The 13,766-nt window shown below is 43.1% G+C and carries 10 protein-coding genes; 4 read left to right on the top strand and 6 right to left on the bottom strand.

Going from position 1 to position 13,766, the window contains the following annotated elements:
- Window positions 1-879: 879 nt before the first annotated feature.
- A complete protein-coding gene (locus KQP93_RS19450; protein WP_217876820.1) occupies window positions 880-2,907 on the bottom strand; it encodes a S9 family peptidase in 2,028 nt (675 codons plus the stop codon).
- Window positions 2,908-3,058: 151 nt separating this feature from the next.
- On the opposite strand from KQP93_RS19450, the gene KQP93_RS19445 reads away from it, so the two are divergent.
- The 3 genes from KQP93_RS19445 to KQP93_RS19435 all read left to right on the top strand — a co-directional run bounded on the left by KQP93_RS19445 (window position 3,059) and on the right by KQP93_RS19435 (window position 5,379).
- Entirely contained in the window at window positions 3,059-3,436 is a 378-nt protein-coding gene (locus KQP93_RS19445; RefSeq protein ID WP_055021764.1) for a VOC family protein, read from the top strand.
- 295 nt (window positions 3,437-3,731) lie between these two features.
- Window positions 3,732-4,046 (top strand): hypothetical protein, encoded by a 315-nt coding sequence (locus KQP93_RS19440; protein WP_217876819.1) that lies wholly within the window; start codon window positions 3,732-3,734, stop codon window positions 4,044-4,046.
- 349 nt (window positions 4,047-4,395) lie between these two features.
- Entirely contained in the window at window positions 4,396-5,379 is a 984-nt protein-coding gene (locus tag KQP93_RS19435) for a WD40 repeat domain-containing protein (protein ID WP_217877452.1), read from the top strand.
- Window positions 5,380-5,434: 55 nt separating this feature from the next.
- On the opposite strand, the gene KQP93_RS19430 is transcribed toward KQP93_RS19435, so the two are convergent.
- From KQP93_RS19430 to KQP93_RS19410, 5 genes are read right to left on the bottom strand one after another with little or no spacing between them, the layout of a single operon-like run.
- Window positions 5,435-6,292 (bottom strand): aminotransferase class IV, encoded by an 858-nt coding sequence (locus tag KQP93_RS19430; protein ID WP_217877451.1) that lies wholly within the window; start codon window positions 6,290-6,292, stop codon window positions 5,435-5,437.
- 2 nt (window positions 6,293-6,294) lie between these two features.
- Window positions 6,295-7,158, bottom strand: a complete 864-nt coding sequence (locus KQP93_RS19425; protein ID WP_217877450.1) for a glutamate cyclase domain-containing protein — start codon at window positions 7,156-7,158, stop codon at window positions 6,295-6,297.
- Window positions 7,143-7,874 carry a 5-oxoprolinase subunit PxpA gene (locus KQP93_RS19420; protein ID WP_217877473.1) on the bottom strand — a complete coding sequence of 244 codons (732 nt, stop codon included), beginning with the start codon at window positions 7,872-7,874 and terminating at the stop codon, window positions 7,143-7,145. Before KQP93_RS19420 ends, KQP93_RS19425 begins: the two co-directional genes overlap by 16 nt.
- A 6-nt stretch (window positions 7,875-7,880) precedes the next feature.
- Entirely contained in the window at window positions 7,881-8,678 is a 798-nt protein-coding gene (locus tag KQP93_RS19415; protein WP_217877449.1) for a putative hydro-lyase, read from the bottom strand.
- Between the two features lie 48 nt (window positions 8,679-8,726).
- Window positions 8,727-10,535 carry a glycoside hydrolase family 3 protein gene (locus KQP93_RS19410; protein ID WP_217877448.1) on the bottom strand — a complete coding sequence of 603 codons (1,809 nt, stop codon included), beginning with the start codon at window positions 10,533-10,535 and terminating at the stop codon, window positions 8,727-8,729.
- A 350-nt stretch (window positions 10,536-10,885) separates the two neighbouring features.
- Between KQP93_RS19410 and KQP93_RS19405 the strand changes: the two genes are divergently transcribed.
- On the top strand, window positions 10,886-13,750 hold the full coding sequence (locus KQP93_RS19405; protein ID WP_217877447.1) for an FAD-binding and (Fe-S)-binding domain-containing protein: 2,865 nt from the start codon (window positions 10,886-10,888) through the stop codon (window positions 13,748-13,750).
- Window positions 13,751-13,766: the final 16 nt, after the last annotated feature.

The raw sequence follows: 13,766 nt of genomic DNA, 5'->3' as shown, positions 1-13,766 counted from the left end.
TTCAGCCATCAGCCATCAGCCGTCAGCTTTCAGCCATCAGCCGTCAGCTTTCAGCCATCAGCCATCAGCCGTCAGCTTTCAGCCATCAGCCATCAGCCATCAGCCATCAGCCATCAGCCGTCAGCCGTCAGCCGTCAGGCTCTAGGTTCTAGGACGTGATGTAAAATCTGCTACCTCGCACATCGTAGTTCGGATCACTCTTTAACCAAGTCTTGGATCAGCCATTTACTAGCTTTATAAAAATACAGATCACGCATTTACCAGCCTAAGAATTTTAGATCAGGATTTAACTACCTCCGCCTTATGAGCCTTAATTTAGGGCTTATTGCCTGATTACAGCCTCTAGAATGGCTAAAATTAGGTCATATAAACGGCAATTTAATGCTGTTTTGTAAAATCTTGCGATTTATAAACCGATTTTTTATTAACTCACTCAAGCCATAAACCGATTTTTTACCAACTCAACATCCTTACAAACCAAAATTTTACTAACTGAAGCTAGGTTTTTAGCGGCACAAACCGATTTTTTACTAACTCAAGTTACTGATTTTGGCTATAAACCGATTTTTTACTAACTGCTTTTGGATTAATGTCCGATATTTGAAAAATGTATGTAAGGAGTTACTCACATTTTGACTGTAAAGGGGGTTTACAGAAAAAGAGAGCTATCAGCTTTCAGCCGTCAGCTATCAGATTGAAATTCAAAAGTTAGAAAGAGGAAAGTTAGAAAGTAGCAGCGGGTTTACCCCGCGTTATGGTTTTATTAAATGACGCGGCATAAAGCCGCGCTTAATACAATTTGAGATAAGTTAAACGAAACCGCGTCACGAAATCAGTTCACCTTGCGCAAATGAAACGTTCTCGCTTCGCTCGATGTCGTTAATCATTTCCACTGTTCTTATCAAACCACCATTGAATATAGGCGACTTTGGTCATCAGGTTTGATGGGCGAGCGGTAATACCATGTGAGGCATTAGGAATACGCACCATTGCTGTATCAACACCTTGTAGCTTTAATGCTTGGTAAAATTGCTCGGTTTCAGAAATCGGGGTGCGATAGTCTGATTCGCCAGTTAACAGCATAGTTGGTGTTTTCACATTGCCCACATAGCTAATTGGAGAGCGCTTCATATAATGCTCAATATTGTCCCATGGCTTACCTGGGAACCAATAGTCAGCAAAGAAAGGGTAGAAGTCAGCAGTTAGTACAAAGCTGATCCAATTGATAACAGGTTTAGCAACAACAGCTGCTGCAAAGCGGTCTGTATGACCTACAATCCATGCAGTTAAAACACCACCACCTGAACCGCCGGTAACAAACAACTTACTCTCATCAATAAAGCCTTTATTGATGACAGCATCAACACCTGTCATTAAGTCATCAAAGTCATTACTTGGGTAGTTATGATGAATTGTTTGCGCAAACTCTTTACCATATGAGTCACTGCCGCGCGGGTTCATATAAAGTACAACATTACCTTTGGCTGCGTATAGTTGTACTTCAGGACTAAAGTGAGGGCCGTAGTTTGCAACAGGACCGCCGTGGATCTCTAATACAAGTGGGTACTTTTTGTTTTTATCAAAACCCGGTGGGTAAGCAATCCAACCTTGAATAGCCAAACCGTCGTGGCTTGATTTAACCCAAATTTCTTCAACCTTAGCCAGCTCTTTGTCGCCCAGTGCATCTTCGTTTAATTGCGTTAAACGCGCGGTTTTACCGCGCTTAATTAATGCTACATCAGCTGGGCGCTGGGTATCTGCAAGTGTGAATGCAACTTCGCCATCTTCGCTCACATCAAAGTCACCACCTGAATATGGGCGACCAAAGGCGACACTACCAATCTCTGAGGTAATCACCTTATGTTTACCACTACGCGGCTGGTAAGCTAGGTGTGTTTTACCTTCACTATCGTAGCTAAAATAAAGACCTCTGCCGCTATCATCCCATTTAATGCTTTCGACACTTCGGTCTAAATCAGCAGTGAGTACTGAGGTTTTTCCTGATTTCAAATCAAGTAAATAAATGTCGCTGTTTTCATAGTTAGTCTTTTTGTCGTCATAGCCTGTGTATGCCAGGTAGCGACCATTTGGAGAGACTTTAGGGCGTGAATCTGGGCCTTTACGGTCTGTTATTTGGGTAATTGAACGATCCGCTAAGCTAAGTTTATAAATTTCAGATTCAGTTGGGTGTAATTCATTGTCTTCATGACGATTAGCCGAAAAATAAAACGCATCGCCTTTTTCGTTAAAGCTAATAGCACCACCATGGTCAAAATCACCAGCGCTCAATTGACGTGCATTGCCGCCCGTTGCACTGATGATAAAAAAGTGACGATAGCCTTTTTCAGAGTAGCCACCGCCATCGGCACGGTAATAGGTATCGTCAATATATTTAGCTGGCTGTGCCCACTTAGCGCCTTCAGGCTTACCCGGTAAAGAAATTGGGCTTGCTGATTTTGCTGGCACAAACTGGCTAAACACCAATTGTTTGCCATCTGGCGTCCAAGTTAATCCGCCAGGGCTTTGCGTTAGGTTACTAATTTTTGCTACGTTACCGGTTTTTAACCATTTTACATAGATTTGGCTGCTACCATCTCGGGTAGAAATAAACGCTAAACGAGTTTCATCTGGCGACAATACCGGAGAGTAGTCCATATGCACGCCAGACGTTAGCGGTAGCATGGTTTTACCATCTGGGTTTACTGACCAAATATTACTGACTTTACGGTCGCTTTTGATATCCATGCGATTACGCACAAAGTAAATTGTATCGCCATTTTTTGTCATTTCTATTTGGTTGGCGTATTCAAGATCAAAAACATTTTCAAGTTGAAAGGTATTGCTAGCTCCTGCATGGCTGTAAAAGCTAGCTGCTGCAAGCAGTGCTAAAGACGTTTTAAACTTCATTTTATTTCCTTGTTAGTGAGCAGTGTTTAATCTGTTATAAAGTAACAACCATCAGAAATATAGTCCATTGCGATGAATGGAGAAATCAATAGACAGATGGTCATTTCCCTTTTATGTTGAGTACAGACACTTAAAAAGTAAGGAGCACACAATGATAGGTTACACAATGTTAGGCACTAACAACCTAGCTAAAGCAGTAAAGTATTACGATGAATTGTTCGCCACTCTAAACGCCGAGCGCTTTTTAGAAACTGACCGCTTTGTCGCATGGAGCACAGGTCAAGATAAGCCCGGATTTGCGGTTACCAAGCCTTATAACGATGAAAAAGCCACAGTAGGTAACGGCACTATGATTGCTCTGGCAGTCGAAACCCCAGCCCAAGTAGATGCCTTTTATAAAAAGGCCATAGAATTAGGTGGCACAGACGAAGGTGCCCCCGGCCCACGCGAAATGCCCGGCTTTTATGCGGGATACTTTAGAGACCTAGACGGTAACAAATTAAATGTGTTTTGTTTTACGCATGGGTGAGGGGAGTGAGCTTTCAGCCGTCAGCTATCAGATTGAAATTCAAAAGGTAGCAAGGGGAAAGTTAGAAAGAGTAAAGTTAACAGGCGCTAGGCTCTAGTAAACAGGGCCTAGCAAACGTAGCAGAAGCTTTAGATAATAAAAGTAAGTGTCAGCAGCTTAGAGCACTATGGCTCATTTACACTGATTTTTAGGTAGTTATGAGTAGAACTGTTAAAGTATGCCTGCTCATAATTGACAAGCTCCGGTGTTTTATACACATGTTGGTGATAGCAATTCATAGTAAATGTACAGAATTATGAAAAAATTAGTGTATCTCTTTGTCTCTTGTTTAGTTTGGCATCCCGTATACGCAGAAGAACCAGACGATCTTTTTGGCGCTTTGAGTGGATTATACTGGTGTTTGAAGAAAGAAATTCCAACAAGTTTAGAGCAGATTGATTCCGCGTTTGGATTTGAATTACCAGCTAGTGCAACCAAAGCCAGTTTTGATGATTGGTATAAAAATGTAAGTTTAACCGTTGAAAACGAGGAGCTGTTAGTAACTCGTAAGTTAGATAAAACATCAAAAAAATCGACTGTTAATTGTGAATCTGTTTCAAGCACTAACTAGAACAATAGATTTCATGGTAAGCAAAGCGAACTTTTTAGAAAACGCGCTAAAGCACGACCTACAACTCGCAAAAAGTCGCGCGAAATAAATTTCACGCCTACAAGAAAATCGTGGGGTTATCTTAAGCAGTGATGAGGCAGCTGTTGTTCGGCGCTAAAGCACCTCCTACCTCGCATTTCGTTACTCGTTCTATCTAACCACTAACGACTTAAATCTATCGACTCTCAATCTGATGGCTGATGGCTGATGGCTGACGGCTGAAAGCTGACAGCTAGTTCCTCTACCAACTTCTGCTTATTTTCATTACACTGCTCAAATACAAAAATAATTATAAAAATTGAGAATGATCATGACGTCGAAACTGCTTAAACCTCTTTGCTGTGTATTTTCACTGAGCCTTGTGGGCTGTGGTGGAGGTGAGGTGTTTACTGCCCCTGCTAGTAGCGAATTTGCCCATGGCAATGAGCTACTAAGTGCCACGGCGCTAACCGAGGATGCGAGTCACGCGTTAGTGGCAACCCAATCTGAGGTGTGCGTTTGGGATAATCAGTTAAAAGCGCGTTTATACGATTGTATAACAGGGCAGGGCGCTGAACATGTTGAGCTTGTGGGCTTTAGCGCTAACAAATCTCGTTTTTTCATTTCAAATCGATTATCGGTGACTTTATACGATACTCGCACTGGGCGTAGTATTGGCACTTGGCTTACCGGGCAAGAAATCGCCAGAGACATCGCTATTTCAGCCGTAGGCGATACGTTGGTTATCGCTTATCGTAGCGGCAAGGCTGAGGTGATAAACACCCGCACAGGCGATACTAAGCGTTTTGATATTCATCGCTTAGATATTAATAGCGTGGCGTTATCGGCTGATGGTCAGTGGGCGTTTACCGGCTCGAGCGACAAGTACGTAAAACTTTGGTCAACGAGTGATGGCAGTACTCGCTTTGAAGAGCGTTTAGCGACTAGAGTGAATCACGTTACTTTAAATAAAACAGCAAGCTTGGGCTTTGCAATTGATTCGGTTGATGATCGCGTTTTCTTTGATTTAACCAATAAAAAAGAGCTATCAGAAGTGGCCTCATACTCTAACTTTATTGAGTTCACCGCATCGCAATTTATCAATCAAGATAAATGGCTATTAACGGGCTCACCAAAAATGAAGATGCGTTTATACCGCGTTGCAGATGGTGAATTAATCGCAGAATACGAAGCTAAACAACAGCGCCAACGTACGTCGGTTCTGAGTGTGGCTTACGATGGTAATCAGTTGTATTCAGAAACTAGTGACGGCCTATTGCAAGCTTGGCCATTTGATAAAATAAGCACTAAATAACAGCTAAAAAAAAACGCCTACTTTAAGTAGGCGTTTGTTTAAAATTGCGATGAAATTAGTAATCAAACTTATGCTTGGTAAACAAGCTTTGCACTTGTTGCCAAACTGCACCAGGTTTACCATCGCCAACTAACTTGCCATTTACTTTTACAACTGGGCCAACTTCTTTAGTGGCGCTGGTGATCCATACTTCGTCGGCATCAAGTAATTCGTCTTTACTAATAATGCGCTCTTGCACTTTAAAGTCACTGTAACTGTGAAGAATATTGAGGATTAACCAGCGGGTTATTCCCGGTAAAATTTGGTTATCAAGTGGTGGCGTGCTGATCACACCCTCTTTTACAATAAATACATTACTTGAACTAGCTTCGGTAATTTCTTCTAAGCGATTAAATAGAATCGTTTCTTTGTTACCGGCTGCTGCACCATGTTGGTAATGGATCACGTTGCCAAGCAGTGCCGTTGATTTAATATGGCAGCGTTGCCAGCGACGGTCTTGCTCAAGTGATACGGTGTAAGTTGTTGCGCTATCTATGTCGCTTTTTGGCTCTGCTGGAATTTCAAAAGCAAACGCAAATACGGTCGGGGTAATATTAGTTGGGTAACCGTGGGCACGTTTAGTGTCGGCGCCGCGGCTAACGTGCAAATAAATCCCCAAGTTGTCACCTTGGTTTTTCTCGCATAAATCATTACAGATTTTACGCCATGTATCGGCACTGTAATCGAGCTTAATTTCAAGTTCGTTTAAACCGTTATTCATACGCTCAATATGTGCGCCAAAGCCAAGCATTTTGCCTTGGTATGATGGGATCACTTCATAGATGCCATCGCCAAATAAGAAGCCGCGATCCATTGGTGAAATCTTTGCTTCATCAGCGCCAAGGTATTCACCGTTTAGGTATACCGTGCCCATTGTTAAACCTCATTCTCTGTCGTAAAGCCGCCAAGTTGGCGAAGCCGAGTTATTAATTGTTGACCATGCATAGCATGCAGGCCGTCTTCGGTGAGCTCATTTTTATGGGTGACGCCATCGACACTACCGCGCTCACTTAGGTAATGTAAAATGTTGAGTGGCTCAATATCAGCCAGCAAATCAGTGCTATGCCAGCGACTTAAAAAGGCAATGAGCCCGTATGCTGCCCAGTTAGATACATCGGCGAGTAACAGTTCATCGCAAGAAGTTAAACAAGGAGTGATGTTTAGCGCTTGCATATGCTTTGCAAGGTTACCCATGCCTATTTCGTTACCGCCATCACCAATCGCTATGGTTGGGCAAGGTGCATCTGTCACAAAAAAGTCAAAGCAGCCGCAATGCTCAGAAATATCAATACCGCGCATATTATAATAACGCCGATGCTCGTTAAGCCCCGGGCGTTCTATTGATAAAACGCAATCAGGTTTTAGCTGCGCAAGGGCTTTAATGCTAAAAGTGTGTGCATTATCAATGCTATTAATTGGCAGCTCAAAACAGTTAAAGTCATTTTTTAAGGCACTGTAAAGGGGGTTGCCAGTAACCAAAATGGGCTGTTTACCAAGCTTTTCGAGTACCTTGTAAAGAGCTATCGCTCCAACTGGGCCGTCGGTTTCGAAAGTATTGTTAACCGCAAAGCCAGTACCTATCAACACAGTACCTTGTGCTTGATGAAGGTATTTTGCTGCGCGTAAATACGTCCCCGTTAGTTGTTTTGCGTATAAATGCTGCATACCACGCGGGTTCTGTTCAACCATCATGGTTTCAATTTGTTGGCTTAGCGCTGCGTCGCTTAGACTTGCTGACATAGTGCTTTGATCTCTTGAATGAGCGCAATACCCGCTTCATTATCGCCGTGAACACATAGACTATCGGCATCAAGTGCCAGCTGCTGACCACTTCGCGTTGTAACTGTGCCATGTTCAACTAACTGTTTAACCTGTGCCATTAGCGCCGCTTTGTCGTGTACACTGCCGGCTAAAGAGCGCGCAACAAGTTTACCTTCGTCTGTGTATTGACGGTCGGCAAACGCTTCTAAAATGAGTTCTAATTCAAGCTCTTTTGCTTGTACTTTGTGTTTGGCAGCTTGGTTGGTAGCTAAAATCATTAATTTTAATGGCTTTGCATAACTTGCCACTGCGCGCATAACGATATTCAGCGTTTGCTCATTACTCATCATATCGTTATACAATGCGCCATGTGGCTTAACGTATTCGAGCGTTAAACCATGTACTGCAGCCATACCATCAATTGCTGCAATTTGATAATGTAGGCAATTGGTCAGCTCTTTTTCGCTCATAGCCATTGAGCGGCGACCAAAGCCTTGCTTATCTGGGTAACTTGGGTGCGCGCCAACCATTACTTTTTGCTGCTTGGCGAGGGCTAGGGTGTTTGCCATCACATCGGCATCGCCAGCATGAAAGCCACAAGCAATGTTTGCCATATCAATATGTGGCATAACTTGCTCGTCTAAGCCCATTTTCCACATGCCAAAGCTTTCGCCAAGGTCACAGTTTAGTTTCATCGTCATTTATAACGCTGCCATTTTACTATTTGGAATATCGGTGATTAGCATGTGCCCTGGGCTATGCGTGATACAAAAATCAGGTGCGGCGTTGGCAATCGCAACTTGTGGGGTAACACCACAGGCCCAAAATACAGGCACTTCGCCTTCTTTAATGGTCACCGCATCGCCAAACTCAGGTTTGTTGATATCTTTAATGCCAATTGCAGCAGGGTCGCCAAAATGCACTGGCGCACCATGTACACTTGGAAAACGGCTGCAAATTTGGATAGCGCGAATGGCATCGGCAGGTTTCATCGGGCGCATGCTTACAACCATATTGGCGTGAAAAATCCCCGCACTCTGGCAAGCCATATTGGTCACATACATAGGCACATTTTTTTGTTCGCTGATGTTTCTGATCTCAAGACCCGCGGCAATCAGCGCTTCTTCAAATGAGAACGAGCAACCAATTAAAAAGGTGACTAAATCGTCGCGCCAGTGACTCGTAATATCTGTCACTTCTTCAACCATTTGACCATGTTTAAAGATGCGGTATCGAGGTAAGTCGCTACGAATATCAATGTCTTTACCAACTGTTGGCATATCGGTAACTCCCGGTATGCGGCTTGTGGCAATGATTGGGCAAGCTTTCGGGTTTGCTTGGCTAAACTGCAAAAAATCAAACGCGTATTGTTTAGGTAAAATCACTAAATTAGCTTGCACAAAGCCCGGTGCAAAGCCCGATGTATTGCCCGTGTAGTCACCCTCGCGTACCATTTTTCGAATAGCCGCAGGGGTGGTTAAAGATGCATTCTTTTGCATGTGACTCTCCTTGAAATTAACACTTGCCCATAGTTGCTACAATAACACTCAGTTCAGGTCATTAATAGTAACCGGCAGTTGCCCTTTAGCAGGGGCTTTCCCTAGTAAAACGTTTGCCAGTGCCGTAAAAGCAGGACCAGCAATCTTTTCATCTGTATCTACATCTATATTATAAGCATAGGTGGCAAGTACAGCATCGCCAAATTTTCCAAATTGCGCAATATCGTAAGGGGCACGTAAGCTTACAAATACGGTCTTTTTATGGGCTAATTTTGCTTGTTTTAGCAATGATTCTAATGCCGCAGATTGATCGGCTCTAGCAATTGCGAGCTCCGGGTTATCAGCTAAATCGTCCATCCCGCCGACCTCAACAGCACTTTGTTTTGGTGATGCATTAGCGGCTATGATTATATCGGCTTCGTTAATTTCTTTTAATGTTGCAAGTTTCTCATAGCCTTGCAAACTCGTGCAGCTAAAACTGATTAGCTTATCAGTGTTATCAATTAAGGCCTGCTGCAGAGCATAGCATTTACGGGTATCTGGCATAATAATATGCACTTTACTGCCCGATTTAATGCTAAGGGGTAGGGTGTTTTTTTCATTTTTAACTTCGGTGATAGCTGCTAATGCTAATTCGGCTTCTACTTTTCTATGGCTTTGATCACCGAGTAAAAGCTGCGCTTTTTTGATGGCAGCTTCGTCATCAAGCGAAGAGGTAAGTTTAAACTTTTCTTTAAGTTTTAAAATACGTGTTGCAGACGCGCTCATTTCGTTGGCATTTAACGTGCCGCGTTGTACCTCTTGCTCTAATCGCTCAATCAGGGCTTCAAGTACTGCTAAGTCTTTAGGGCTTCTGATTTCGATTGGCATAAGAGCAATATCAACACCCGCTGCAAAGGTATTTATTACCGCTTCAATTGGTTCAAAAAAGTGGCTGATCCCCGCCATATCAAGGGCATCAGTGATTACCACACCTTGATAACCAAGTTCATCACGTAATAAGTCGGTGATGATTTTGCGCGACATCGTTGCAGGTTTGATCATGGTTTTGCCTTCTTTACTGACAAACGTGCTGTCGTCGAGGGCTGGGTATTGGATATGTGCTGTCATGATCATACCCGGTTGTTGGTTTTTAATAATTTCTTTAAAAGGGGGGAGATCTTGCTGCCAAATGGTTTCTTTATCATGCATTACTTTTGGCAGGCCCGTGTGGCTATCTACATTGGTATCGCCATGTCCCGGAAAGTGCTTTAACGATGAAATAACGCCGTTGTTTTCAAACCCTGCCACTTGGGCACCACCTAGTTTTGCAACCAATTGCGGATCTTCACCGTAAGAGCGCACATTAATAACTGGGTTATCTGGGTTCATGTTTACATCGACCGTGGGTGCATAGTTAACATTAACACCCAGTGCCAATAGCTCGTCGGCAATAATGCGTGCAGACTCAGTCGCGAAGTGGGTACCATGTTCTTTATAGGTCGCGCCAATCGACATGTTACCGGTAAACGACGTACCTACATCACGAGGAATACGGGCAACTCGGCCACCTTCTTGGTCTATCGAAATAAACAGCGGTAAGCCTAACTCTGACTTAGCAGCGGCTTTTTGTAGGTCATTATTAAGTTTGATCACTTGCGGCACGGTATCGATATTTTCTGCAAATAAAATCACCCCACCAATATTATGTTTAGTGATGATATTCGCTAAATCGGTCGGCAGCTCTGTCACCGGTGTACGGCATTTTTGCTCACCCGGGTCTTGCTCGCAGTAATAACGTAGGTCAAGCATGAGCTTTTGCCCTAACTGTTGTTTTAAAGTTATTGCAGACTCAGCAAATGATGATTGTAATGGCATGAAACATCCTAATCCGATAACCAGTGACGATAGTGCAAACTTATTTAACACAGCAAGCTCCAAAGCAAAACGCTTATTTAGTTTTTAGAATAAATTATTCTTGATGTTAATGGGTTTTTAAATATAAATACAGTATTTTTTTGCTACCCTAGCGGTTTTTCAGTCTGACTGCAAAAAGCTAAGTTAGATCACCAAATAGGGCTAATAGGCTTAAATAACCAAACCTTTATACTGATGAAAAGCGTGGCAAGTTGATAATTTATCAATTTAATGGGTCGCTTTTTAGTACAATTTAAAGTAATAATATATTCCATAATCATCAGCGTAAATATGACAAGCCTGGGGGCGAGATGGCTTTAACTCGATTACACGCATTTAAACAGCAAATTAAACCTTTTTTACCAGAGTCAGCATTAATAGAAGATTACTCGCGCCGTTATGCGTACGGAACAGACGCCAGCTTTTATCGATTAATCCCTGAATTAATTGTATTAGTGAGCAATCAAAATCAAGCAAGGCAAGTGATCATTGCCGCCAACGAGCAACACATACCCATCACATTTCGCGCTGCTGGAACGAGTTTATCTGGGCAAGCAATTACCGATTCGGTATTGGTTTTACTGTGCGATAGTTGGAGCAAGTTTGAGATTATTGATGGCGCCGAGGCAATACGCTTACAACCGGCTATTATTGGCGCTCGAGTAAATCAAGTATTAGCCCCGTTTGGTAAAAAAATTGGCCCTGATCCCGCTTCAATTAATAGCTGTAAAATAGCGGGGATGGCGGCAAATAATTCATCGGGCATGTGTTGTGGAGTGGCGCAAAACAGCTACCACACAGTAAAAGATATGACCCTCATTTTTGCCGATGGCACTGTACTTAATACGGCTGATAGCCAAAGCTGTAATGCCTTTTTGCAAAGCCATAGCCCTTGGGTTGATGAGTTAATGAGCCTGGTTGATAGCGTAAAGCAAAACCCTGATTTGAGTGAGCGTATCGCCCATAAATACCGTTTAAAAAATACCACGGGCTATGGTTTAAATGCGCTGCTGGATTTTTCTGATCCAATCGAAATCATCAAGCACCTCATTATTGGCTCTGAAGGTACGTTAGCTTTTATCGCTGACATCACCTACCACACCGTAGTTGAGCATAAGTACAAACACACCGGTTTCTTTATTTTTGACGACATCAGCAAGGTGTGTGAGCTGGTACAAAGGCTGAGTGAGCTTGATGTTGCGGCCGTTGAACTACTAGATAAACGTGCCCTGATGTCGGTGTCTGAGCATGCCATAATGCCAAAAGAAGTGGCCAGCTACCCAGAGCAATCAGCGGCATTGTTAATTGAATTAAGAGCCGAAAATGCACAGGCTCTTGATGCACTCACTAAGATCACCGAGCAACTTCTTGCCGAGTTTAAGCAAAGCCAACTGGCAGCGATTGAGTTTTCAGCAGACAGCGCCCGTAATGCGGCACTTTGGAATATTCGCAAAGGCACCTTTCCTGCGGTTGGCGCAGTGCGCGAAACAGGCACCACTGTGATTATTGAAGATGTTGCTTTTGCCCTTGATAAATTAGCTGAGGGCGTAAATGCGCTGCATCAATTATTTATTAAATATGGTTATGATGAAGCCATTATTTTTGGGCATGCACTTGCCGGAAATCTGCACTTTGTATTCACCCAAGCTTTTGATACACCAGAGCAAGTAAGCCGATACGAGCAATTTATGGCTGATGTGGCGAACTTAGTGGCGGTTGAACTAAAAGGCTCTTTAAAAGCAGAGCATGGCACAGGGCGTAACATGGCACCTTTTGTAGCAACAGAGTGGGGCGATGATGGTTTCGCTGTAATGGTTAAGCTAAAACAGCTATTTGATCAACACAACATTCTTAATCCTGGTGTAATTATTAATCACGACAAAAATGCTCACACTCAGCATTTAAAAGTCATGCCAAAAAGTGATGATATTATTGATACCTGTATTGAATGTGGCTTTTGCGAAGTTGTTTGCCCGTCAAAAGGGCTTACCTTAACACCGAGACAGCGTATTACTTTATGGCGACACCGCACAGAGCTGCACAATCAATTACTTACAACCGAAGATGTAGCAAGCAAACAGAAGTTAAATCAAAAGCTCAGTGTTATTGAGGCTGACTTTAAATACCTTGGCATTGATTCGTGCGCGGCAACGGGTCTTTGTGGTCTTAAATGCCCAGTGGGGATAAACACAGGCGAATTTATAAAATCGCTCAGAGCAGAACAAGCCTCATCAAACAAGGTTGCGCGATCATTATCACGCTTTGCTAGCAAGCATTTTGCGGTTGTTGCTACGGGTGCACGGTTTGGTTTAACCGTGATGCAGGTGCTTGAAAAAGCAATCGGCAGCAGTAACCTAAGAAGCCTGAGCAAACCTGCTAATAAGCTGCTTGGTACACCGCTGTATTACTCGGCGTGGCCAAGGGCTGAGCAGCCAATTAATAGAAAACTTCACCAACCCCAACAAGCGAAAAAGTTGGTTTACATGCCAAGTTGCGCAAGCCGAGTTTTTGCGGCTGACAAACTTGCTGATGATAAGCGCCCACTGCTTGATGTTATTTATTCACTCGCTGCCAAAGCAGGCTATGAAGTGCTACTTCCGCAACAAGCAGATTCACTTTGCTGCGGTATGCCATTTGCTAGTAAAGGCTTTAATAAAGAGTCTAAAAACAAAAGTGAGCAGTTACTTACTGAGCTCGAGGCGCTTTCAAATAATGGCCAATATCCCATCGTTTTTGATGCCAGCCCTTGTGCACTTATTACTCTAAATGCCGCGCAAAATACGGCACTCACAATTTATGAAAGTGCTGATTTTGCAGCTCTGCATTTACTGCCTAATTTACAAGTAACGCCAGTGAATGAGCCGGTGATGCTCCATGTTACCTGTAGTTCTAAGCGATTAGGTATAGAGCAAAGCCTAGTATCACTTGCCAAGGCATGTAGTAATGAGGTGATTATTCCTGCTGATATTGAGTGCTGTGGTTTTGCCGGTGATAAGGGCTTTAACTTACCAGAACTCAATAGCAACGCGTTAAAAACCCTTAAACAACAAGTACCAAAAAACTGTAATCGCGGCGTGTCTAATAGCCGCAGTTGCGAAATTGGTTTAACTGAACACAGTGGCATTAGTTATCAGTCAATTTTGTATCTACTCGATAAACAAAGCCATGCAATATAACAGGGTTTAATTGCTA

This window comes from Pseudoalteromonas shioyasakiensis, from assembly GCF_019134595.1.
GTDB lineage: Bacteria > Pseudomonadota > Gammaproteobacteria > Enterobacterales > Alteromonadaceae > Pseudoalteromonas > Pseudoalteromonas shioyasakiensis_A.
The sequence above is the reverse complement of the archived record's forward strand: the minus strand, read 5'-3'. Positions and strand labels throughout refer to the sequence as shown.